The sequence below is a fragment of the Profundicola chukchiensis genome (assembly GCF_029664245.1).
GTDB lineage: Bacteria > Bacteroidota > Bacteroidia > Flavobacteriales > Weeksellaceae > Profundicola > Profundicola chukchiensis.
On sequence record NZ_JANAIE010000008.1, the window covers coordinates 70356 to 94628 of the forward strand.

Annotated in this window: 27 protein-coding genes and 2 pseudogenes; 15 read left to right on the top strand and 14 right to left on the bottom strand. The window is 34.8% G+C overall.

Going from position 1 to position 24273, the window contains the following annotated elements; genetic code table 11:
- Positions 1-135 precede the first annotated feature (135 nt).
- From NLM59_RS10475 to NLM59_RS10515, 9 genes and pseudogenes are all read right to left on the bottom strand, one after another.
- Positions 136-579: a hypothetical protein gene (locus NLM59_RS10475; protein WP_304417733.1), complete on the bottom strand. Its 444-nt coding sequence runs from the start codon at positions 577-579 to the stop codon at positions 136-138.
- Between the two features lie 87 nt (positions 580-666).
- Positions 667-1821, bottom strand: coding sequence for a cysteine desulfurase family protein (locus NLM59_RS10480; RefSeq protein WP_304417734.1), 1155 nt, complete (start codon positions 1819-1821; stop codon positions 667-669).
- A 1-nt stretch (position 1822) separates the two neighbouring features.
- Positions 1823-2290, bottom strand: coding sequence for a hypothetical protein (locus NLM59_RS10485; RefSeq protein ID WP_304417735.1), 468 nt, complete (start codon positions 2288-2290; stop codon positions 1823-1825).
- A 184-nt stretch (positions 2291-2474) separates the two neighbouring features.
- Positions 2475-2837 carry a DoxX family protein gene (locus NLM59_RS10490; protein WP_369426797.1) on the bottom strand — a complete coding sequence of 121 codons (363 nt, stop codon included), beginning with the start codon at positions 2835-2837 and terminating at the stop codon, positions 2475-2477.
- On the bottom strand, positions 2834-3184 hold the full coding sequence (locus tag NLM59_RS10495) for a phage holin family protein (RefSeq protein WP_304417737.1): 351 nt from the start codon (positions 3182-3184) through the stop codon (positions 2834-2836). Before NLM59_RS10495 ends, NLM59_RS10490 begins: the two co-directional genes overlap by 4 nt.
- Before the next feature lie 192 nt (positions 3185-3376).
- Positions 3377-4744: pseudogene (locus NLM59_RS10500) on the bottom strand (thrombospondin type 3 repeat-containing protein); the annotation flags it as partial.
- Positions 4745-5458: 714 nt separating this feature from the next.
- Positions 5459-5593 (bottom strand): annotated as a pseudogene (locus tag NLM59_RS11890) (hypothetical protein); the annotation flags it as partial.
- A 240-nt stretch (positions 5594-5833) separates the two neighbouring features.
- Positions 5834-6889: a DUF2891 domain-containing protein gene (locus NLM59_RS10510; protein WP_304417740.1), complete on the bottom strand. Its 1056-nt coding sequence runs from the start codon at positions 6887-6889 to the stop codon at positions 5834-5836.
- 1 nt (position 6890) lies between these two features.
- Positions 6891-7226: a DMT family transporter gene (locus NLM59_RS10515; protein WP_304417741.1), complete on the bottom strand. Its 336-nt coding sequence runs from the start codon at positions 7224-7226 to the stop codon at positions 6891-6893.
- Positions 7227-7429: 203 nt separating this feature from the next.
- On the opposite strand from NLM59_RS10515, the gene NLM59_RS10520 reads away from it, so the two are divergent.
- From NLM59_RS10520 to NLM59_RS10535, 4 genes are all read left to right on the top strand, one after another.
- Positions 7430-7957 carry a hypothetical protein gene (locus tag NLM59_RS10520; protein WP_304417742.1) on the top strand — a complete coding sequence of 176 codons (528 nt, stop codon included), beginning with the start codon at positions 7430-7432 and terminating at the stop codon, positions 7955-7957.
- A gap of 265 nt (positions 7958-8222) precedes the next feature.
- Entirely contained in the window at positions 8223-8834 is a 612-nt protein-coding gene (locus NLM59_RS10525; RefSeq protein ID WP_304417743.1) for a hypothetical protein, read from the top strand.
- Positions 8835-8848: 14 nt separating this feature from the next.
- Positions 8849-9331, top strand: coding sequence for a ferritin-like domain-containing protein (locus NLM59_RS10530; RefSeq protein ID WP_304417744.1), 483 nt, complete (start codon positions 8849-8851; stop codon positions 9329-9331).
- 92 nt (positions 9332-9423) lie between these two features.
- Positions 9424-9627, top strand: a complete 204-nt coding sequence (locus NLM59_RS10535; RefSeq protein WP_304417745.1) for a hypothetical protein — start codon at positions 9424-9426, stop codon at positions 9625-9627.
- Between the two features lie 9 nt (positions 9628-9636).
- Here NLM59_RS10535 and NLM59_RS10540 read toward each other — a convergent pair whose 3' ends face one another.
- Positions 9637-10623, bottom strand: a complete 987-nt coding sequence (locus tag NLM59_RS10540) for a DNA topoisomerase IB (protein WP_304417746.1) — start codon at positions 10621-10623, stop codon at positions 9637-9639.
- 339 nt (positions 10624-10962) lie between these two features.
- Here NLM59_RS10540 and NLM59_RS10545 point away from each other — a divergent pair, with 339 nt between their 5' ends.
- Genes NLM59_RS10545 through NLM59_RS10565 form a run of 5 tightly spaced genes read left to right on the top strand, consistent with a single transcriptional unit; the run spans position 10963 to position 14765 of the window.
- Complete coding sequence (locus NLM59_RS10545; protein WP_304417747.1) at positions 10963-11178, top strand: hypothetical protein; 216 nt, start codon at positions 10963-10965, stop codon at positions 11176-11178.
- Positions 11175-12989: a cbb3-type cytochrome c oxidase subunit I gene (locus NLM59_RS10550; protein WP_304417748.1), complete on the top strand. Its 1815-nt coding sequence runs from the start codon at positions 11175-11177 to the stop codon at positions 12987-12989. The genes NLM59_RS10545 and NLM59_RS10550 overlap by 4 nt, the downstream gene beginning before the upstream one ends.
- Positions 12990-12991: 2 nt before the next feature.
- Positions 12992-14086: a cytochrome c gene (locus tag NLM59_RS10555; protein WP_304417749.1), complete on the top strand. Its 1095-nt coding sequence runs from the start codon at positions 12992-12994 to the stop codon at positions 14084-14086.
- 15 nt (positions 14087-14101) lie between these two features.
- Positions 14102-14365, top strand: a complete 264-nt coding sequence (locus NLM59_RS10560) for a hypothetical protein (protein ID WP_304417750.1) — start codon at positions 14102-14104, stop codon at positions 14363-14365.
- A complete protein-coding gene (locus tag NLM59_RS10565) occupies positions 14355-14765 on the top strand; it encodes a cytochrome C (protein ID WP_304417751.1) in 411 nt (136 codons plus the stop codon). The genes NLM59_RS10560 and NLM59_RS10565 overlap by 11 nt, the downstream gene beginning before the upstream one ends.
- 142 nt (positions 14766-14907) lie before the next feature.
- Here the strand turns inward: NLM59_RS10565 and NLM59_RS10570 are convergent, their stop codons facing one another.
- Entirely contained in the window at positions 14908-16110 is a 1203-nt protein-coding gene (locus NLM59_RS10570; protein ID WP_304417752.1) for an NAD(P)/FAD-dependent oxidoreductase, read from the bottom strand.
- 207 nt (positions 16111-16317) lie between these two features.
- A complete protein-coding gene (locus tag NLM59_RS10575) occupies positions 16318-16767 on the bottom strand; it encodes a ferritin-like domain-containing protein (RefSeq protein WP_304417753.1) in 450 nt (149 codons plus the stop codon).
- Positions 16768-17075: 308 nt separating this feature from the next.
- Between NLM59_RS10575 and rpsF the strand changes: the two genes are divergently transcribed.
- The 4 genes from rpsF (at position 17076) to NLM59_RS10595 (ending at position 19269) form a co-directional block, all read left to right on the top strand.
- Complete coding sequence (gene rpsF / locus NLM59_RS10580; RefSeq protein WP_304417754.1) at positions 17076-17417, top strand: 30S ribosomal protein S6; 342 nt, start codon at positions 17076-17078, stop codon at positions 17415-17417.
- Between the two features lie 20 nt (positions 17418-17437).
- Entirely contained in the window at positions 17438-17740 is a 303-nt protein-coding gene (gene rpsR, locus NLM59_RS10585; protein ID WP_304417755.1) for a 30S ribosomal protein S18, read from the top strand.
- A gap of 20 nt (positions 17741-17760) precedes the next feature.
- Positions 17761-18207 carry a 50S ribosomal protein L9 gene (gene rplI / locus NLM59_RS10590; protein WP_304417756.1) on the top strand — a complete coding sequence of 149 codons (447 nt, stop codon included), beginning with the start codon at positions 17761-17763 and terminating at the stop codon, positions 18205-18207.
- Between the two features lie 180 nt (positions 18208-18387).
- A complete protein-coding gene (locus NLM59_RS10595) occupies positions 18388-19269 on the top strand; it encodes a mechanosensitive ion channel family protein (protein ID WP_304417757.1) in 882 nt (293 codons plus the stop codon).
- 74 nt (positions 19270-19343) lie between these two features.
- Here the strand turns inward: NLM59_RS10595 and dnaJ are convergent, their stop codons facing one another.
- The gene (dnaJ, locus tag NLM59_RS10600) at positions 19344-20471 is read right to left on the bottom strand and encodes a molecular chaperone DnaJ (protein ID WP_304417758.1); all 1128 of its coding nucleotides are present in this window, start codon (positions 20469-20471) and stop codon (positions 19344-19346) included.
- 7 nt (positions 20472-20478) lie between these two features.
- Positions 20479-21024 (bottom strand): nucleotide exchange factor GrpE, encoded by a 546-nt coding sequence (locus NLM59_RS10605; protein ID WP_304417759.1) that lies wholly within the window; start codon positions 21022-21024, stop codon positions 20479-20481.
- A gap of 315 nt (positions 21025-21339) precedes the next feature.
- Here NLM59_RS10605 and NLM59_RS10610 point away from each other — a divergent pair, with 315 nt between their 5' ends.
- Entirely contained in the window at positions 21340-23484 is a 2145-nt protein-coding gene (locus NLM59_RS10610; protein WP_304417760.1) for a S46 family peptidase, read from the top strand.
- A gap of 107 nt (positions 23485-23591) precedes the next feature.
- Positions 23592-24260: a phosphatase PAP2 family protein gene (locus NLM59_RS10615; RefSeq protein WP_304417761.1), complete on the top strand. Its 669-nt coding sequence runs from the start codon at positions 23592-23594 to the stop codon at positions 24258-24260.
- Positions 24261-24273 lie beyond the last annotated feature (13 nt).

The window sequence follows — 24273 nt, forward strand, 5'->3', positions numbered from 1 at the left end:
TTGGCTTTTTGAAATTCTTTTCAAGAGGGAAAATCTTAATTCTTAAAACTGAACTTTAAACATAATACCAATATTTACGTTGACTGATCAATTAATTCGAAATTAAATTAGTTGATGAAGGTTTTTGTTACTGAATTAAAGCCTAACAAACTTACCACCTTTCAATTGGTATTTTAACTGGCGCTTTACTTTTTGGTAATTAGAAGCAGCGTCATATTCGCTAAGATGCAAGATGTTTTTTGAGAAAGCATTAAAGGCATAAATATTCTTATTGCTAGACGGAATATGACCTAGAAGAGAGAATTTATTAGACTTTCCTTTGGTTACTAATATCACACCAGAACCCGCGTGTGAACTCCTGTTGTGTTTGTTCGAAAGTATATAACTGAAGATATAATCTTTCTTTTTATCACCATTAATATCTCCTTCGTACATTGTCCAACTTGCAAAAGAAGCAGACTTTGGGATGAGGTGATTAAATTGTTTTAAGATTCTATTTTGGGCTTCTAAACTTGTTTGAGCCGATAAGTTATTAATTCCAAAAATGAATAAAGTCAATAAAAAAAAGCGTAGTATCATATTACTTAAATAATAGAAATACTACGCTTTTATTGTTTAAAACTTGTCTTTTAACAAGACTTTAATTCATAATTTGGCTAATGCATCTTAGGCCGTAGCGCTATGTCTTGCGCTAATTTCTTTTAAAACACTAAGTAAATAGTCAATGTCTTCTTTTTTGTTATGTGTTGAGAATGAAATACGTAGAGGTGTTGTAGATGCAATCATGTCTTCACTTAAAATTTCATTTAAAACGCGAGAACTTTTTGCAGCACCGGATTGACAGGCACTTCCTTGTGAACAAGCAATTCCACGTAAGTCTAATTCAAAACCGATTAATCCATCTTTAAATGGTAATGAAAGGCTCAACAAAGTATATAAACTATTTTCTGTTGCGCACATTCCGTTGAAGTGAATATCAGGGAATGCAGATTGTAATTCTTGGATAGCATATTCCTTTAATGCAAAAATGTAATCCATGTCTTTTTCTAGGTTTTCGTTGGCCATTTCAAAAGCTTTACCTAAACCTAAAATTCCATGTACGTTTTCTGTACCCGAACGCATATTTCTTTCTTGTCCACCACCGGTAATCTGAGCTTTTAAGCCAGTGGACTTTTTGATATAGGCAAATCCAGTACCTTTTGGACCATGGAACTTGTGCGCACTCGAACTTGCAAAATCAACAGGTAGATTCTCTAAATTAATAGCATAATGCCCTAAGGTTTGAACCATATCACTATGGTAGTATGCATCATGAGCATGTGCTAAATCACCAATTTTCTCTATTGGGTTTAAGTTTCCAATCTCGTTATTGGCGTGCATTATAGAAACAATGGTTTTCTTATCTGATGCTTTAAGAAGCTGTTGTAAGTCTTCTAAGTCAATTTCGCCCTTGTCGTTAAGATTGACATAATCAACTTGAATATTTTGATTCTTGTTTAGTGAATTAACTGTTTCAGCAACACAGCTGTGCTCAATTCTAGTCGTAATAATTCTTTCGACACCAAGATACTCTACACTCGAGCGTAAAATTAAGTTATTTGCTTCGGTTCCGCCTGAGGTGAAGATAATTTCAGCAGATGTAACACCCGTGTATTGAGCGATTGTTTTTCTAGCTTTTTCAATATATCCTTTGCTTTCTCTTCCAAAAAAGTGGCTAGACGAAGGATTACCAAAATTAAAACGCATGGCATTCACCATTTCTTGAATCACTTCCTCGTGCATGTGCGTTGTAGCAGCATTGTCCAAATATACTTTTTGCATTTTAATCTTTTTCTACTTTTATAATATTAATATGATCAATTTCAGATTTGAATTTAGGAACTTCGATGAACATAAATGGGTTTGTCATCACTGTTAGTGCAGGCTCTCCAGGCTTAGGTGAATGACGAATCAAATGTATGTTTAAGTCTTTATCTTCTTGTTTTATTTCTTTTACTTCATAAGAGATTCCTCCATAATTGAAACCTCCAAAGTGTAAAAATATTACAGCATTTTTATTGAAATCTACCTTAGGCATTTCTGGAGCTGGAGATAGATTTACATATACTTTAGTATAAATACTTTCGTAATCTTCTTGATTTTTGATCAAGCGTTGGGTAGCTTCCATTTCTGCTCCATACTCGCTATAAGCCAATGTATTGAAGGACTTAGATGCTTCGTGATTGGTTTTACAGCTCATACTGAACATAATTACGAAAGTGAATAAAATATATTTAATTACTGAAATCATCTATGTTTTAATTTTTAATGGACTCGATATAAGGTGCTTAAGGTTTAAGTTCTATTCTTAATCACACCTTTTCAATACAGGCTATTAAAGAATTAAATTTAAAGGTGTGAAGATATTAATTTTAATAAAAATTCTAAACATGAGAAGATAATAAATTCGGATTTCACTCCTTAATTAACAAAATTTAAAGAATTAAGTATTGATAAGCCCACCACATTAATAAAAATTGCAATGGAATTCTAAGCCATAAAAGCCAAGTTGGTAATTTGGTTCTGTAAGCATCTGTTAGCATATAAAAGTGAACCAACAGAAATATAACTAACATGCAAATAATACTATAAATCGCGAAATTTCTTGTGCTTGGGAACCATAACATGATAGCTAAAGAAATTTCTGCTAATCCGCTTAGATAAACTAAAAGCATTCGGTTAGGAATGCTTTTAGGTATTATAGATTTATAAATTTTAGGTTTCACAAAGTGGAATAAACCCGCAAGCAAGTAAATTCCACTCATGAAATATAAACTCCATTCAGGTAACATCATCATTTCTTCACTCCAACTAATGAGCCAAGAAGAGAACTAACAATAGCTAGCAATACACTAAATCCTAGTGCCCACCAAAAGCTATCTATCTCGATACCGTTGACAAAATAGGCGGCCAACATCACCATCAAAGCATTAATCACAAAGATGAATAGACCTAAAGATAGGACTGTAACAGGGATGGTAAGTACAACTAAAATAGGCTTTATGATGGCATTTACAATACCGAACACCAAAGCAAATATGATAGCTGGCATGAAGCCCTCGATGTGAACTCCATCAGCAAATATATATTCTGCTAATAGAAATGCTGAAACAGCTGTAACTAAAAGGTTAATAATAAAATTCATATGTATAATTTTAAAGATTTCAGATATTAAATATACGAAAAACATTAGTTTTAAATTGTAATTCCTTTTTAATCTGAAGTTTCTTAGAATAGGATTTCTATGGCTTTGAATTATAAAATGAATTTTGTGAATTAAAAAAGCCACCTTTTTCAAAGTGGCTTAGTTTTAAATTATTAATAAATGAAGTTGATTTTACATTTTAATCACCTGTGCTAGATATACGTTATTTTCTCTATCCCATACCTTAATTAAGTAGGTACCTGTTTGAAGTTGTCTTAAATCTACATGATTATCAATAACCTCACTTTGGAAAATAAACTTACCATAGGCATCATAGACTGCAATGCGAATCGCTTTCACTTTTTCAAGCTTAATATAGTCCTTGGTTGGATTTGGTACAACAACTAAATCAATTGTCTTTCTAGCTTGTAACGCATTAAATCTAGGTAAATAGATCGGACCAACCCAAGCGCTATAACCGCCTTCAGGACAAATAGTTCTCAACCAAATATCATAATCGAATGCTGGAATCAATCTATGCTGAACATAAGGAGTTCCTCCTTCAATTGACATATCGTTCATTCCGTACATAGGATATGGACGTAAAGGTCTTCCTGCTCTATTGGCAGATCCTTGATAATGCCAGGTCCAATTATCTGCTATAAAATCGGCAGTTGTATCGCTTAGCCTATTGAGTACGACTCCGGTTGGGATATCGCAAGCTTCACAAGCATCTCCAATTCCGTCTCCATTTCCATCGTGTTGATCTGGATTGTAAGTATTCGGACAATTATCAACATTATCAGGAATACCATCCCCATCTGAATCTACAGGAGGAACTGTGCCATCAGTGCCATCACAATTTTCATCGATACCATTGCCCGGAATTTCCGTAGCACCAGGATTGATGTTTGGATTGGTGTCATCACAATCCGTATTATCAGCGACATAACCTGTTGGTTGAGTACAACTCACAATAGAATTGTTAGGATCTCCATAACCATCTCCATCTGTATCGGCATACCAAGTATCTCCGGTGGTAATCGTTGCGTCATAAGGGTCGCAATCCTCAGCGTTTAGAATACCGTCACCATCAATATCAGGGTCACAAGCATCTCCAATGCCATCACCATCTAAATCAGCTTGATCTGGGTTAGGTGTATTCGGACAATTATCAACATTATCAGGAATACCATCCCCATCTGAATCTACTGGAGGAACTGTGCCATCAGTACCGTCACAATTCTCATCGATACCATTGCCCGGAATTTCCGCAGCACCAGGATTGATGTTTGGATTGGTGTCATCACAATCCGTATTATCAGCGACATAACCTGTTGGTTGAGTACAACTCACAATAGAATTGTTAGGGTCTCCATAACCATCACCATCTGTATCGGCATACCAAGTATCTCCGGTAGTAATCGTAGCGTCATAAGGATCGCAATCCTCAGCGTTTAGAATACCGTCACCATCAATATCAGGGTCACAAGCATCACCAATTCCATCACCATCTAAATCAGCTTGATCTGGATTAGGTGTATTCGGACAATTATCTATACAATCTGCTACGTTATCACCATCGGAATCAATAGAAACACCATTATTGTCAACGTATTCAGGGCATGGTGAATTAGGTTCCTGGTCATCACAATTATTGATACCATCATTGTCATCATCCAAAGCAAAACAAGGCTCTACTGAGGTTAAGGCACAAACCGCATCTATATCTGCACCAGGTGAGCCACCGACGCAATTCCCTGGTATATCTGTGATATCAATCGCATCAAAGAATAATGTGCCTGCTGGATGCCCTGGAATTACAGCATCAATATCTAAACCTGCCGTCGATCCTCCTATGCTGCCAATATAATAAAAGCCATCGCCATCTGTATCTAAAATACCTTCAGCTATTAAGACATTTAAGGTATATGCATTAGCTGGTCTCAATTCAATGGTGCTTCCTTCAACGGCTGGTCCTATTTCGAATACCCACAAGTCATTTTTGTTATCATCTCCAGAATTAGATAATATATTATTTGTAAATTGTAACTTAAGAGAACCACCTTCGCCAAGAGAAACAAATTGGTCTGCGCTATTAGTGTAATCTGGAGCTCCTAAAGCTGCATCCATGTTCGGGTTGTTAGGAATGCAATTAGGATTAGGAGTGAACATTAGCGTTACATCTGCAAAACTTAAACCATCACCGCAAATGCTACAACCAGAAGCAGTGTTATTAGATATAGTTAAGCAATCAGGATCTTCGCAATCTATTCTACCATCGCCATCATTGTCTATTCCGTCAGAACAAGCAATAGGATTGTTTTCAGCAGTGGGAGTCTGAATTTGTGATTTTACACCAGTGAGAAACAGGAGAAAAAAAAAATAAGAAAAATAAATTTGAGTAATAGAGTGAAGTTTTCATATGGGTGAGTTTTAATTATTAGTAATACTAAATTATTAAAATAGGTTTAAAATTTTGCAAATATTGTATAAAGTGTAAGAAATATTGTATAAAGTGTATGTTTTCGTGTATAAACGGTAGGTAATTAGAAATTGCTATACTTTTATGAATATGAAGAAATAACATTGTTTATTTTAACAATGTAAAGCATGTTGTGGGTAAGAATAATAAGTTGTCTCTTAAATCTATTCAGCGGCTAATAATGCATATAAAGCAAAAGAGGCTAACCAATGTCCGCCTTCATAAGAATCTCCTATCAAGTTTGGATAAGAATAATGAAAATGTTGGTCGGCTAAAGGGATTAAATAATCATAAGATGGGTATTCTTTGGCTAAACCATAGATTATCCAGGCTCGGCTAAAATTAAGACCATCTAAATGAACTAGATGACCATCGGCGCGGTCAGAAACCTCTCCAACTTTTATATTAAAAGAATTCTGTTGCATTTCAGGGAGAAAAGCTTGAACCCATGTTTCAAATTCCTCTTTCTTAAGTACTTTGCGCATTAAGTCAATTTCTTGAAAACATGGAGATAAAAAATCATATCCACTAGGTTCCCAACTTAAAGGGCAGTTTTGGTCGGTTAAGTAAAAATCTTTTGCCCGTGAAATAATAAGTTGCTGAAATTCTACATGATTTATAGATTGAGCATAATCGAAGGCTAGACTCATTCCAAAAGCAGTATTGGTATGCGTTCCTACACGAATTGGGTAGTTAAGCTTGGGTAAGTACTCCTTGTTTCTCTCAATCAAAACATTGGTTAAAGCTTGTAAGTTTTTACTCATTTCTTTTCCGGTAGGAGTATCCCAAGAATCTAGCGCTTCTTGAAGTTTAAACAACCAAGCCCAGCCATAAGTTCTTTCATAAGAATACTCATGTGGTTTCTGAAAATAGTCGATCTCCTGTTCTATGTTTTCCTTAGAGAAGTTTTGTAATAATCTATTTTTAATACGGTTATCAGCGTCTAGTTCAGGGAATTTTTTAAGTAAGCTTACGATAGTCCAATAGCCATGTACCGAGGAGTGCCAGTCAAAACAGCCATAAAAGATGGGATGTAACTCCTTGGGTGTTCCTAACTCTGTAGCATCAACCAAAGTTTGACTTAATTTATTCGGGAATTCTGTTTCTATACAATTAAGAGGTAGTTGAATGAGCGATTTAGCTTCTTCTAAATTAAGTTGAGGTTTCTGAGAAAATAAAAGGATAGGAAAAACGAGAAGGAGACAGAATAGATTTTTCATATTACTCTGAAACGAATTTAAGTCCAACAATAGAAATAACTAAGGTGCTCAAAAAGAATAAGCGCCAAAATGTTACAGGCTCTTTAAAAATAAGAATACCCGAAACCACAGTTCCAACTGCCCCAATAGCACCCCACACAGCATAGGCTGTTCCCACTGGAATTGGTTTATCACCTCCCATCGCTTTATATAATAGAAACATGCTGATGCTAACGCAAACCGCAAAGGAGATAAGCCATAAAATAAACTCTTTCCCACTGCTTTCTTGAGCTTTTCCTAAGCTAATAGCAAATCCCGTTTCGAAAAGTCCACCGATGATAAGTAAAATCCAATTCATAATTAATTGACCAATGTGATTCTTAATTGTGAGTCTAATTTAGGTTAAATTCTCAAGACTCAAAAAGTAGTTTAAAATTCTCAAAACCACAGGCTGTGTTAAATTAAAAATCTTTCTGTTAAACCTTCTTAATGTTATGGATTTTAAGATTTAGCGGCATGCGTATTGAGAATGTATTAATATAACCAAATAAAAAATTTATTATGAACAATTCAAATGATTTTAGACCGGATTACAATGGAAAGTATGTTTCCAGAGTTTTTAGAAACAGAGAAGAAGCAGATAGAGCATTCGCAGAGTTAGAATCGAGAGGATATACGAAAGATGAAATCAATGTTATGTTATCTGATAAAACCAGAGATACTCATTTCGGTGATAATGCCCATGATTCTGATTTAGGAGATAAAGTAGCAGAAAATGCTGGAACAGGATCAATGATTGGAGGAGGAATTGGAGCGGTAGTGGGTGCGATTGCAGCCATTGGTTCTAATGTGATTTTCCCAGGATTAGGTTTAGTTGTAGCAGGTCCTTTAGCTGCTGGATTAGCAGGAGCGGGTGCCGGTGCAGCTACTGGAGGTATTATAGGTGCGTTAACAGGTGCTGGAGTGCCAGAAGAGGAAGCCAACTTTTACAAAGATGAGGTGAAAGAGGGAGGAATCTACATGGGCTTCCAACCAAGAGATGAAGAAGAAGGCCGCGAGTTATATAATCGTTGGTATGATGTTGATTAATTAATCAAACTATAATAAGAATTAAGGTCACTTTTAATAGAAGTGACCTTTTTTTTTGTTAAAAATTAATAATTGCGCAGTGGTGCTTGTTTGTGGATTGGAATTTGATATCAATATGATTCAAAAATAATCATATCGTTTGTTTTAAACAGAGTTGAATGTGATATTTTAAATTTGGATTTTCGATAAGTTATAAGACTTAATATCTTAAATGCCGAATAATCAATTCTACTTATTTGCGTGCAAAATTTAAATTAAAACCTAAATGTCAGAGAAAGTATCAGGTATAGATAATCAAAAAGAGGGAGGATCTCACGATACAGAGTCTAAGAAGTGTTATGATTCTGTTGACGAAGCAAAATTTAACTTTCAGCTTTTGAAAGATCGACTATTGAATATAAATAATTGGCAATCTTATAGTGGTGAGATCACGACAAGTTTTCAATTGTTTGATGAGAAAGGCGAAGAATTAAAAACGATGGCGAAGCTTGGAGATTTCATTAGAATTGACATTCCTGGCCTGGGAAGTTTTGAAGGAGATGGATATGATTGGGTAAAAGTGACGAAGATTGATGAAAACCCATACGAGGATGATGAAAGATGTTTGATAGTTTGTGTGCCATCAGTGAATCCTACCGCAGAAAATGCTCAGGATATTGCTCATTTTTTTACCAATAAAGCTAGTTCAAATTTTATTGTACGAAGAAAAGACAAATGTATTTATGCTGAAATTCACGGAAGAAATGAAGTAAGCAATTTAAAAACAGAAAATATTCCCGATAAAATTAGAAATGCTGTAGTTTCCATTATGAGTAGACTCGGAATTTCTAAAATACAATGGAAGAGCTTGGCAGAGGGATTATTAGATTATAAATAACTAAAAATATTATTATGAAAAATTTACAAGAATTATTTGAGCACGAATTGAAGGATTTATATTCAGCTGAGAAGCAGTTGGTGGAAGCCTTGCCTAAAATGCATGATGCAGCGACTCACAAAGAATTAAAGAAAAGTTTTGCTGATCATTTAGAGCAAACAAAAGGACATAGAGATAAGGTGAAATCAATTTTAGATGATTTGGGAGTCAATCCTGGAAGCACAAAATGTGATGGAATGGAAGGTCTCATCAAGGAAGGTGAAGCAGTGATTAAAGAAGACGCTCCATCGAATGTGAAAGATGCTGCCTTGATTTCGGCGGCACAAAGAGTAGAGCATTACGAAATGGCTGGGTATGGAACCGCGTCTGAGTATGCAAGAGTTTTAGGTCATGAGAAGTATGCTAAAACATTAGAATCCATTCTAGCAGAGGAAACCAAAAGTGATAGACATTTAAATGGTTTAGCCCTGAAAGAAATTAACAAAAGCGCAATGTAATTGCTTAATTATAAATGCAATAATAGGATAATGGTTGTTTAATGATGTATTAATCAACCATTATTTTTTAATTCAACTTAAATTTAAATAAAATGAAAGATATAAATCCCTCGTTGTTCGGGTGTGGTGGAATTATTACCTTGATAGGAATGGTTCTATTCCTGATTTTTAGAGATCAAATAGGAAGTAATATATTTCTAATTGGTGTAGTTATTATGGTGTCTATAATTTTATTGTGGATTCTAGGTTATGCCTCGCGTTATTTTAGAAATAGAAACAATGGTGAAGACGCCTAAATTTTGAAATTAATCCTCTAAACGATTTTTGAGCATTACTAAAACACCCAACTCTTCTTTAGATAAGTTCTCGCTTTTCTTTAATAGTTTGCTGATCTCTTTTTCAAAGTAAGCTAAAGTTTTTCCGTTTTCATATTCCTCAATAATTCTTGGATCTATATAAGAACTTCTTGCTACGGCGGGCGTATTTCCTAAACGCTCAGAAACTCTAGAAACTGCTTCTTTTATATTTTTATCCAAGGCTTTTTGGTCAGCTGCCTCCACAACTCCTAACTCATCTAGCGCCATTGCGGCAATCATGGTTCCTGCCCATGTTCTAAAATCCTTAGCAGAAAATTCTTCGCCCATAACTTCGTGGATGTAAGCATTCAAGTCTTCGCTTTTAACGTCAACCACATTCCCATCTTCATCTAGGTATTTAAATATTTCATAACCAGGCATAGCATCTATTTCCTTGACAATTTTGGCTAATTTCTTATCTATAATTTCTTTTTCTTGGTCTTGCCCAGATTTTCCACGATATGAAAAGATCATTTTATCGCCTTCTATTTTTAAATGTTTACTACGTATAGTAGTTAATCCATAACTCATATTTTGCTTGGAATAAATTTCACTTCCAGGGCGGAAGAAAGCATTTTCTAATAACCGAACCATAGTAGCCAATACCTTTTCCCTTGTCATTTTACGTTTTCTCAAATGTTGGCCCGTTACTCTACGACAGTGCTCTAATTGGTCGGCAAATGAAATAATTCTATCAAATTTCTCGGCTTCTTTTTGTTCTCTAAACTTAGGATTATAAATGTATTGTTTACGGTTTTTGTCATCTCGACCGGTTACTAATAAATCAGCTGATTTCTTTTCAGAAATTTCTACTTCCGTCCATGCTGGTGGAATAACCAAAGACTTGAACCATTCTTTGAGCTTAGGATCTGTTATAGTATTTCCCTTTTGATCCTGATAGCTAAAGCCTTTTCCGTGTTTTTTGCGATAATACATAGGCGTAGTTAATTAATGAGCTGGTAATTTTATGATTATTAGCGTTTTGAGTTTTAATAATATTAGAACTAAGTAAAGGTAATGAACCTATTCAATTAATTTAGGCAAAAACCTTTCTATTTTTATCGAAATAGGAATAGAATTATCTAATTAATAAAATAATTAGTCAAGTTTTGTTAAAATAATAAATATTGGTTTGAGATGTTGCAAAAAGGCATTACATTAGCTCTAAATTTGACAGAAAGCAATGTTGATGTTTTGTTTTAAAGATTATAGGACCTTTTTATCTTATAATAGTCAGATAGATAGTATTTGAATCATTTAAAAATGTAAAGATTTATGCAGGATTTTGGATTAAACTTAATCGCCATTCTCTTTTTATTAGTCTTTCTCATCATGCTGGTTTGGCTGTTGGTGAGAGTAGGCAGTATTATAGAATTGGTAAAGTCTGAAAGAAATGAAAAAGTAGATGGAGTATGGGCGCAAAAGCAATTAGCAAATTTCACAGATGAAGAACTAGAAGAATTAAAACAACAATTAAATCTTAACTCATGAAAAAGTTTTTAGGTTTATGGGCGCTTATCTTACCTATGTTGGTGAGTTTTGGGCAAGAAGTAGAAGTGAGTGATAATCCCCTAAAAGAAGGAGGAGTTATCATCACATTGATCTTACTAGGAATTCTTTTTGTGTTGTTACTGGTTTTGATATTCTTCAAAGTCAACCAATATCTCGTAATTCAAGAGAAGAAAATCAGTTATAGTAAAGCTGAAAAATTAATAAGTTATCTTAAATCTCTTCCTAAAGAGGATGCCAAGCAGCTCATCAAGGGAATGATGCATAAGAAGACTTACAAAATTGAAAAAAATAAACTTCGAGGTAATGCAGAACCTAAGGATGTTTTAGGTTTATTATCTGTAGAACCACCAAGTGTTCCGTTTTTTAGGTTTAAGAAGCCGAATCAAAGCAAAATTCCGGTTGAACCTAAGTTAAAGAAATTAGTTTTTGCCTATTTAATTTCGGCTACATTCTGGCTATTGTTTGGTACTACGGTTGGTGAATATTTAGGAATTAAATTCGTTGCTCCAGAAGCTGATAGTTTAAGTTGGTTAAACTTTGGGCGATTACGACCAGTTCACACCAATGCCGTTTTCTGGGGTTGGGGTTCACTGGGCATGTTAGGATTGGCCTATTTCTGTGTTCCAAGGGTAGGAAACAATCGACTCTTTAGTTATGCATTAGGTTGGTGGACGCTGATTTTAATTAATCTTACTGTTTTCTTTGGTAGCATCAGTCTTATGATGGGAATCAATAATGGAGGAGGAGAGTACCGCGAATATATTTGGCCTATTATGGGAATGATGATCGTAGGTGTTGCTCTAACATTGATTAATTTCTGGAAAACGATTGCCATGAGAAAAGCAGTAGAAATTTATATTTCTAACTGGTACATTGTGGCTGCGCTTATGTTCTTTATGACGATTGGATTGGTAGGTTATCTACCATTTTGGCAAAAAGGATTGGGTGAAACCATCGCACAAGGATATTATATGCACCAGGCCGTTGGGATGTGGTTTATGATGTTGACGTTAGGTCTGGTGTATTATTATTTACCATTTGCTTTAGATAAACCTATATTCTCTTATAGTTTAGGGATTTTAGCATTTTGGTCACAAATTCTATTCTATACCTTAATCGGAACCCACCACTTTATATTTAGTTCAATTCCGTGGTGGTTACAAACGGTGGCAATTTTTGGTAGTATTGGGATGATTATACCTGTTTTTGCGGGTACAACCAACTTCTTGATGACCTTTAAAAATGGTTGGTATAAATTAGCCTCAAGTTACGTCTTGCCCTTCTTCTTGGTGGGTATTGTATTTTACTTTACCGGATCATTACAAGGAACTGCTGAAGCATTTAGAAGTGCGAATTTAATTTGGCACTTTACAGACTTTACAGTGGCTCACTCACACATGACGATGTATGGAATTATTACTTTTTTCTTGTGGGCGAGCATGTATGCTATTATACCAAGGATTACACAGAAAGAAACCTCTAAAGCCTTTGTTGGAGTGCATTTCTGGTTAGCTTTTATTGGTTTGCTATTTTATATAGTTCCATTAATGTACGGAAGTACACTAAAAGGATACTACTGGATGGAAAAACTTCCTTTCGTGGGTAGTTTAGAGTTGATGGCGCCTTATTGGTTATGGCGAGCGATTGGTGGTACGTTAATGTGGTTCTCACATTTTGTATTTGCATATAATCTATATCAAATGATGTTTGGAAGGGACAAAGTAGACGTTCCGAAATCAGTTGCGAAAGTTTTGCAGGAAGATGAAGTTCAAACTCAAAAATCACTTTAGAAATGGAATGGTATAACGATCATAATAAATTATTTTTAACTGCGATAGGTATGTTCTTGGTGTTAACATACTTTGTAGCAATACAACCGGCCATCTTAAATGAAGGCATCAATCAGCCTTTGCCGGGCGATAGTTTGTTGACAGAACAACAAATGAGAGGTAAGAAAATTTACATTGCCAATGGATGTGTGGCTTGTCACACCCAACAAGTTAGGAATGTGGATATGGATGCCGTATTTGGTAGCAGACCAAGTATTGCCGCGGATTATGCATTAATTACGAGAACAGACTTTTGGCGAAATACGGCTACTTTAATGGGGACCGAAAGAACAGGTCCAGATTTAACCGATGTAGGAAATAGACAAGGAAGTTTAGAGTGGAATTTAACTCACTTATACAATCCACGTATTTTGGTGAAAGAATCCATTATGCCTTCTTTTCCATTCTTATTTATTAAGAAAACTTCACCAAAAGAAGGAGAAGTGGTAGTCAATGTGCCTGAAGAATATTTAAATGGTTATCAAGGAAAAGTGGTAGCGACTCAGGATGCTTTAGATTTAGTTGCTTATTTGCAATCTTTAAAGCAAGTTCCTTTACCTGATGGAACACCTGATCCAGAATTCTTATATAAAATTGAAGAGTCTAAGAAAAACGCAGCTGCTGCCGGTGAAGGAGCTTTACCAGATGGAGCTATGTTATATCAAGCGCATTGTCAGTCTTGTCACCAAGCGAACGGAGAAGGATTGCCAGGAGCATTCCCGCCGCTTAAAGGAAGTCCAATTGTTACAGGAGAAAGTCCTGCGATTATTGTAGATATTATATTAAATGGATATACGGGTAGGGTAAGCGAAGGTTATGGACCGATGCCAGGCATTGGTGGAACAGCTAATCTATCGGCCGCAGAAATAGCTGCTATTATGAACCACGAGAGAACAAGTTGGGGTAACAGCGCTTCTACAGTTACAGAAGAGGAAGTTCAAAAGTGGATGGATCAATTAGAAGCTGGAGAATTACCATCTGCAGACGAAGCAGCGCCTGGTGGGGTTATTCAAGAAACTGAAGCAAAGGTTGATAGCGCAAATGTTGATGTTTCATAATTAAAATTTAAAATCATGATTAAGAAAATAAGTTATATAATTTTTATGCTTTTAGGTTATGTTGCGATGGCATGTCCAGCATGTGAAAAGCAGCAACCTGAATTGCTAAAAGGAATCACACACGGAACAGGCCCAACAGGTGATAGTGATTATATTATCATTACGGCAACGGCCATTATTGTATTAATCACTTTCATTTATTTCATTAAGTACACTTTCTTTCCAGGAGAGAAATCTACAAAGCATATTAAACGTAAAATCTTGAACTATGGACAGTAATTGTAAAGTAATATTGTTTTTAGATGATTCAGAAATTCCGTTAGCGGAGCTAGTTGCGCCTACTCATTTTCAATTAAACACAAATAAAATGGTGGATGGTGAGCATACGCTGAAGATCGTCAGTCAAGATTCGAGTGGCTTAGAAGGAATAGAAATTATACCTTTTACGGTGGCCAATGGTCCATCTATTTCAGTGGAAGGATTGCAGAAAAATGCAACGGTATTTGGTGAAGTTCCGATTATGATTAATGCCTATGTAAATAAAGGAAGTGAAACCTTCTTTCTTCAAGGAAGTGAAACCCCACAGAGTACGCCAACCTGGATATGGGTTATAATTATGCTTGTTTTAATTTTTGGCGTTTTTTATCTATTAAATTACTTTAATCCTGTTGATTTATAGCTAAATTGATAAGTCCTTATTATCAGAAAGTTTCTTCGAGCATTTATGTGAGAAGGAACTTTTTTTAGTTCAAATAAACTTTAAAAATGTTTTAGTCAGGTGCAATTGAGTTTTAGCTTATTTATAATGATAACAATTCTTTTTATCTATCAAAAGCAAAGATCTTGACATCATCATTTTCTTTTCCTAGGATGATATCGCGTAATAACTCGCCGGCAATCGTACTAAAAGTAATTCCATTTCCTCCAAATCCCAAAGCAAAGAGTCCTTGAGGTTTATTTTTAAATTTCCCGATATAGGGAAGTCCATCCTTAGTGCTTCCAAAAGTTCCTGCCCAAGAAAACTCTGGTACAAACTCATATTGTGGAAATAGCTTAGCAAAGTCCTTAGCTAGCTTTTTTGATTTTTCTTTTAAAGCTTCTTGTCTTCTCTGTGGATTATTGGTGTTTTCATCTCGTCCACCTAACATGATTCTGCGATCTGCTGTGGTGCGCATATATAAATAAGGTTCTTTTGTCTCCCAAATTAATGCGTTTTCGTGCCAAAATTCTTTAACGTCATCAAATTGTTCACTTACAATTGCCCAAGTTGAGTTTAGATCTACAATGTCTTTTGAAATAAAATCTACCACTTCATAACCTGTAGCATAAATCAACCATTCAGCTTGAATAGTATAACCATCTGCAGTTTCGATTTTAACGCCGTCTTTTTTATGTTTAATATCAACAACTTCAGTTCTATCATAAATTTGTTGACCTTTTTTTAATGCATATTGCATACATTGATGACAGAATTTATAAGCATCTATTTGTGCCGAATGTCGACTATATAATGCCGCAGGAAAATCTAAATCGAAATGTTTTTTTATTTTCTTCTGATCCCACAAATCAACATCAAATCCAGCGCTTTTATGCAATTCATATTCCTTTTCAATTAGGGCTACATCTTTTTTATAGCTTGCATAAAACAGCGTTGGATGAACTTGATAATTATCGTGGCCAATGTCCTTAGAAATACTTTTAATTGTTTCAATGCTCTCCGCACATAGTTCATAGGCGCGTACGGCGTTTGATTCTCCCACCTTTTCAATCAGACTCGATAAAGGTTCATCTATTTGATATTGCAATAGGGCAGTGGAGGCTGAGGTGCTTCCAAGACCAATGCTTCTTTTTTCTAGAAGAATAAAATCAATTCCAGCTTTAGCAAGAAAATAGGCTTGAATGGCTCCAGTAATTCCGCCACCCAAAATAACTACTTGGGTTTTTCTATCTTTTTTAAGAGACGAATAATTATAAGCTAAGCCATTTTTAATAAGCCAAAAGGGTAGACCCGTGTGTAAATCCATATAGTTTCATAATTAGAGGTTGAATAGAATCTATGTTATATTAGAAATTAAAAAATCTACAATCCATAAAATTGATTACATGAATTGTAGATTTAATTAGTGTCATATAAAACCTTCATTTAGCTTAAAGAATTTTAATAACACAGAATTTAATTTTCTGTTAATGCTTCATTTTGTTTAAAATAGAAGCAGATTCTAGGAAAGTGATTAATTCTTAAATCCTTCTAAAGCCTTAACTTCCAATAAAGCTTTTTTAGCTTCTGTTAGTTGAGATTCAACTAAATCTACCACAGTTGGAGGTAAATTTTCTCTATCATTTAAGCACTCTTCATACTCCTCAACAAAAGCTTCTTCACCGCGAACACATTCTGAATAAGTAGCTGAATCACCTGAACTAAAAGCATCTTTTAAATTCATCCAAGCACGGTGTAAGTCACCTTTCATAGAGGTTCCTTTATCTGGTGTGCCACCTAATTTCGTAATCTCTTCTTTTAATGCATGTCCAAAATCATATCTACTTTGCGCTCTTGCTTCTAAAAAGCTTCTAAGATCTGTGTTATCCACATTATCGGCCGCTAATTTATAACCAGCTTCTGCATCGTAGTTTTTGGTTAGTAAATCATTTAAGTGATTTATCATTTTCTCTTGATTATTCATAATATTTATTTAATTACTTAAAGGTGCATAATGCATACCAAAAGACGCTGGAATTTATATTTTTAAAAATAAATCGATATAATAATTAGATGAATAAAATTCTATTCATTTTGAAATTTTGATGAAAGCAAGTGGGAGAAGTTAAATCTAACTTTATCTAGAACTTAATGATTGAAATAATTGACATAAAAATAGAATTGTAGCCAAAATAGGCTTAAATTTGTTGATTAAGTAAAAAAGCAAGGGTTGATATTTTTCTGTTTAGAATTAATGTTTTACTTTTGCACTCCAATTTAAATTTTTTATAGATGAATCATTACGAAACTGTTTTCATTTTAACTCCCGTTCTATCTGATGTTCAGGTGGAGGAAGCAGTTAAAAAATTCGAAAACTTCTTAAAAGAGAAGGATGCAGAGATTGTACACCAAGAAAACTGGGGATTACGTAAATTAGCGTATCCAATTCAGTTAAAGCGCAATGGATTTTACCACTTAGTAGAATTCAAAGCAGACGGAAATCTTATTGCTGATCTAGAACTTCAATTCAAACGTGACGAGAGAGTATTACGTTTCTTAACTGTAAAACTTGACAAACACGGAATCGAGTGGGCAGAAGAAAGAAGAGCAAAATTAAAAGCAAACTCTAAATAATCCTTTAAAAACACAGCGATATGGCAATTGATGAAATGGCAAAGAAAGTGGCAGAAGGTGGTGAATCAGAGATTCGTTACTTAACGCCAATCGATATAGAGACTCAATCTTCAGAAATGTTCTGTAGATTTAAAAAATTCGGAATCAAATACGTTGATTACAAAGATGCAGACTTTTTGTTGCAATTTGTAAACGAGCAAGGTAAAATTTTACCTCGTCGTTATACCGGAACCTCTTTAAAATATCAAAGAAAGGTAGCTCAAGCAATTAAGCGTGCTCGTCACTTGGCGATCTTACCTTTCGAAACAGATTTATTGAAATAATAACCCTTAAAAACTAGAAAATGAACGTAATATTACAAGAAGATTTAGAAAATCTTGGATTTGAGTACGAAGTTGTTTCTGTAAAACCGGGTTATGCAAGAAACTATTTAATCCCTAATGGTAAAGCTAAATTAGCTACTCCAAAAAACTTAGAGGAATTAAGTGTTATCATGGAATCTCGTAAGGAACAAGAGGAAGCTGCTATTGCAAAAGCGAACGAAATCGTTTCTTCTATGGAAGGATTAGAAATCGCTATCCCTGCAAAAGTTGGTGAAGGAGACAAATTATTCGGATCTATCAACAATGCTGACTTAACTGAATTCTTAAACAAAAATGGTGTGAACGTTGAACGTAAACACGTACAAATCCTTGGTAAAACTATCAAGAGATTAGGTCACTACCACGGATTAGTTAAGCCTCATAGAGATGTTGAGCACGAATTTACTTTTGATGTAATTGCTGAGTAATTACTTATCAAAAAATAATATAAACCCCTTTCAATGTAGATTGTAAGGGGTTTTTTATATCATTTGATTTAATTTTTTAACATTAAAAGTTTTATCATTTAACCTATCAATTTTTCTAATAAGACACGTTTCTTTTGGAATGATTATTTCTTAAAATATCTTTAAACAAAACAAAAAATTATGCAAGACACACAGGCAGAATCGCAAATCAACACAAATGCATTCAACTTAAATAATCTAAGCGTAGATAATTTAGCAGATTTGGCCATTACTTATGGGTTAAAACTTATTGGAGCCATTTTAATTATCATCGTAGGATTTTGGTTAGCAGGAAAACTGTCAAAACTTATTGGTAAATCTATCGATAAGACGGATATGACGATTTCTATGCGAAAATTCACGCAGAGCTTAATCAGCATCGCTTTTAAGATTTTAGTAATTCTAGTAGCGATGAGTACGGTCGGATTCGAGGTTACCGCATTTGTTGCCTTATTGGGTGGTCTAGCCGTTGGTATTGGTATGGCGCTTCAAGGAAGTTTGGCGAACCTAGCAGGAGGAATTTTGATTTTATTATTTAAGCCTTTCAAAGTTGGAGATTATATCGAGTCGATTGATAAATCTGGAACTGTAGAAGAAATTTCTGTATTGCAAACTATCTTATTAACGCCAGATATGAGAACAGTAATTCTTCCTAATGGTAGTGTTTTTAATAATCCAATTATTAACTTCTCTAGATTTGGTGTACGTAGAGTAGAGGTGAAGGTTGGAATCGGATACGACGATGATTTTGATAAAGCAAAAGAAGTTTTAATGGAGGTTTTTAAAAATGAACCTTTAATGTTAAATGATAGAGACTACATTATCGAGATTCAAGAATTTGGTGACAGTAGTATTAATTTGGCTATGTACGGTTATACTAAAACAGAAAACTACCTGAAAGCTGGATGGAACTTAAACCGTTCTGTTAAGAAAGCCTTAGACGAAAATGGATTCAATATCCCTTATCCACAAAGAGATTTGCATATTATCAACGCTAATCTTAAGGACGCGCTTAAAGCTTAATTGAAAGAAATACTGAGAAACAAAAAAGCCATGAATTTTAAAATTCATGGCTTTTTTTTATTCTTTAGTCAGACTTAATCAAACATGTCTTTTACACGCTCAAAGAAAGATCTGTTTTCTTTTTGATTTACTGGATCAAAGTTGTCTTCTTCGCGCATTTGCTCAAAGAATTCTCTTTGTTTTTTATTCAATTTCTCTGGAATAAATGCATTCACATGAACGAATAAATCTCCCGAACCATAACCTTCTAAGCTTGGTAAACCTTTATTCTTTAATCTTAAGATTTTACCGCTCTGTGTACCTGGTTCAATTTTAATTTTAGCACGTCCTGTTGCCGTTGGAACTTCTTTGTCTGCTCCTAAAATAGCATCAGATAAGCTTACATTTAAATCATAATGCAAGTTGTTACCATCACGCTGTAATTCTGGGTGTGCTTCTTCTTCAATTACTACAATTAAGTCTCCCGCAATACCTCCAAACGGAGCATCATTACCTTTTCCTCTTACTTGTAATTGAATACCTTCTCTTGCTCCAGCAGGGATTTTAATTTCCACAGTTTCATCTTTCTTGATTAAACCATGGTTGTTAGCACCTGTTGGAATTTTATCAGCAATTTTTCCTGTTCCACGACAAGAACTACAAGCCGAAGCGGTCTGCATTTGACCTAATGGTGTGTTCATAACGCGTACTTGTTGTCCGCTACCATTACAAGTAGGACAAGTTTTAAAAGTAGCGTCTGGGTGAAGCATCATTCGTGTAACTTTGACTTTCTTAGTTACGCCTTCCATCATTTCTTCTAGGTTCAAACGAACTCTAATGCGCAGGTTCGATCCTTTTTGCTGACGAGTTCCGCCACCAAAACCACCGAAGCCACCAAATCCGCCGCCACCTCCAAAGGCACCACCGAATATGTCACCGAACTGAGAGAAAATGTCCTCCATGTTCATGCCACCACCGAATCCACCGCCAGCAGCTCCGCCAACACCAGCATGACCAAATTGATCATATCTAGCTTTCTTGTTTTCGTCGCTTAAGACTTCGTAAGCTTCTGCAGCTTCCTTGAACTTTTCTTCAGCTTCTTTATTATCTGGGTTTCTATCTGGGTGATACTTAAGCGCAACTTTTCGGTAAGCTTTTTTGATTTCGCTTGCCGTTGCATCTTTAGAAACACCTAATATTTCGTAATAATCTCTTTTTGACATACCTTAATTATTTTCCAACTACCACTTTGGTATAGCGAATTACTTTTTCGTTCAACATATATCCCGTCTCTACAACATCAACAATTTTACCTTTTAGGTCGTCAGAAGGAGATGGAACTTGAGTGATAGCTTCGTGTTTGTCTATATCAAAATCATCACCAGCAGAAGTTTCAATAGCTTCTAGTCCTTTGTTTTTAAGGATATTAACTAATTTACTATGAATTAATTCAACACCTTTCAAAAGACCTTCGTCTTCTGCTTTGCTAATCTCAAAAGTAGCTCGCTCAAAATCATCTAATACAGGCAATAAGTCACCTAATAATGATTCGTTAGCGGTTTTATATAAATCCAAACGTTCTTTGGTAGTTCTCTTCTTGTAGTTCTCGAACTCAGCAAACAATCTTAGATTCTTGTCTTTTTGCATCGCCAATTCGTCAGCTAAAGAAGTCTTGTTGTCAGCATTTTTAGTCTGCTCTTCTTGTGCCTCAGAATGTGTCTCTTCTGCTACTTGATCCAAGTTTTCATCTAAGTTTTCTTTATTTTCTTGATCCATTTTATTCGATTTTAGAATGTTTTGGCAAATACGTTGCCAATGAGTTTTGAGTGACATACTGTCATACTGTTTTTAGCAATCGGCAAAGTTACGATTAAACTAGCGGAAAAGACGTGTAATACTAGCTTTTATCGGTCAGATTGAAAATTGAATTATACTTATATCTTTAAAATTAGCAACTATTTAATATCGAGTTAAAATTTATAAACTTTTGATATTAAGTATTTAGTTTCAATTAAAAATAAAATCAACATTGGTGTATTAACTTGAATTGATTAAATTTGTGAGATTGATACATAATAAAACAAATAAATAATGAGAAAATCTTTATTAAGCGTTGCTTTAGCTTTTCTGAGTGTATTCGCTTGGGCAGATGAAGGTATGTGGTTAATGACCTTTATCGAGAGGCTGAAATATGCTGATTGGCAAAAAGAAGGTTTAAAGCTTACGCCAGAAGAAATTTACAGTGTTAACAATTCGAGTTTAAAAGACGCGATCGTTCAATTTGGTGGTTATTGCACCGGAGAAATGATTTCAGATGAAGGATTATTACTTACTAACCACCACTGTGGTTATGGTGTAATCGCTGAATTGTCATCAGAAGACCAAGATTACCTAAAAGATGGTTTTTGGGCTTATGAAAAATCTCAAGAATTAAAGCCAGAGAATCTTTATGTTCGTTTCTTAGTTAGAATGGATGACGCAACAGAAAGAATCATGAAAAAACTTTCTCCATCTATGTCTTCTAGCGAAAGAAAAGACGCTATTAAAGCAGAAATGGAAATGATTCAAAATGAAAACAGCGATGATGGTAAGTACGTTGTTGAAGTTAAATCATTCTATGGTGGAAATGAGTTTTATTACTTTGTGTATCAAGATTTTACTGATGTAAGATTTGTAGGTGCTCCTCCTTCTTCTATCGGAAAATATGGTGGTGACACAGATAACTGGGAGTGGACAAGACATACTGGTGACTTCTCGTTGTTCCGTGTTTATGCAGATGCTAACGGAAATCCAGCGGATTATTCTCCAACCAACGTTCCTTACAAACCTAAACACTCTTTACCTATCAAAACTGGTGGAGTTAAAGAAGGTGATTTTGCAATGACTATTGGTTATCCAGGAAGCACTGATAGATATATGTCTTCTTTTGGAATCGAGCAAGCTATTAATGTTGAATATCCAACTTGGGTTGATGCAGCTAATACAGCAATGGTTCAAATGAAGAAACACATGGACAAATCTGATGCTACTAGATTAAAATATGCTTCACAATATTCAAGTTTAGCCAACTATTGGAAAAATAGAATCGGTATGATCGAGGCTTTAAACAAATTGAATACAGTTGGTAAGAAAAGAAAATATGAAGCTGATTTTGCTACTTGGGCGAAAAAAGATTCTAAGAAATACGGAAAAGTATTATCTAACTTAGAAAACTACTACAACAACACCAATGACTATGTGAAAAACAGAACTTATATCGTTCGTGGTTTCTTAAGAGGTAGTCAATTATCTTTAGCGCCTTATAGAATTTCACAAATGTGGGAGACTTATAGCCAACAAGACGATGCTAACAAAGCTGCAATGATGGAGCAAATTAAGCCTCGTATTGAAGAATTATACGCAAGTATGGATATGGCTGCAGAAGCTGATATTCTTGCTGCTTTATTAGATGGATATGTTAAGAGTATTCCTGCGGATGGTGTAATTCCAGCAATTAAAGATATTCAAAAAGAATACGGAAGCTTCAACGCTTATACTAACAAAATTGCATCTAGCTCAGTTTATAGCAGTGCAGACAAAGTAATTGCTGCATTTGAGAACAACAACGGAGATGCACTTAAAAATGATATCTTAAGTAGTTTATCTAATGGTTTATTCGAATCATTCAGAAATACACCAAAAGAAATCGAATCTTTAAATGAGTCTTACGAGAAAAACTTTAGATTATTCATCGATGGAATGAGAAAAACTTATCCAAACAGAGTATTCTATCCAGATGCTAACTTTACTATGAGATTATCTACAGGTAAGATTGTTGGTTTACCAGAAAATCCAAAACGTCCTAGCGATGCTGCTGGAAATTACTACACTACTTTAGAAGGTGGTATGCAAAAGCACATTCCAGGTGATGAGGAATTCGAGCAACCAACTCCATTAATCAAATTGTATAACACAAAAGATTACGGAAGATGGGCAACTGCTGATGGTAAGTTACCAGTTAACATTTTATCTGATAACGATATTACCGGTGGTAACTCAGGATCTCCTGTTATCGGTGGAAACGGTGAATTAATCGGTTTAGCATTCGATGGTAACTGGGAAGCGATGTCAGGTGACATTGAATTCGAGCCAGAATTACAAAGAACGATTAGTGTAGACATTAGATATGTAATGTTTATTATCGATAAATACGCAAACGCTCAAAACATTATTGACGAGTTGAAATTTGTTGACTAATACACAACATAATTATAATTCTAAATCGCTTGGTATATTTACCAAGCGATTTTTTTTGTCTCTACTTTTAATCGATAGATGTCATAGCAATTTTCTATTTTTACGCAATGCAGCAGAATAAAGATTTTATCTTAAGAAATTGGCCGTTTTTATTGGTTGCTTTCTTTTATTTGATCCTAGGGATTTCTCTAAACAAATATTATGGAGAAGATGATTTGCACTTATTGCTAAATCAATATCATACGCCTTGGTTGGGTTATTTCTTTAAATATTTCACCAAAACGGGAGAACTCTTATTTGGACTTTTAATTTTCGCATTTATCATATGGAAAAGCATTTGGAGAATGTTGCTCACCTTTGTTTCGACTTTTGTAATGCAAGCCATTATTATTATAGGAATGAAGCGAATGTTTTTCAGACATCATCATCGTCCTGGGTATTACTTTCAAGAGTTGAGCGTTGACCTCAATTTAGTAGAAGGAATAAAACAAGGAATCACATTTACTTTCCCTTCTGGACATTCATCAATAGCGTTTTTTCTATTTCTATTTGTAAGTTTATTAGTCAAAAATAATTGGGTGAAATTCCTTTTAGGAATTGCTGCAGTTCTAGCTGCATTTTCTAGAATCTATCTATCTCAACATTTTATGCAGGACACAGTGGCAGGCGCCATGATCGGAATGTTTAGCTTGGCATTTTGTTATTATTTATGGCTGTATATAGACTATCCTTTCTTGGGTGGACCGATTAGAAGACCGAAGAAAAAAACAGTTTAAAATAGTTTCATAC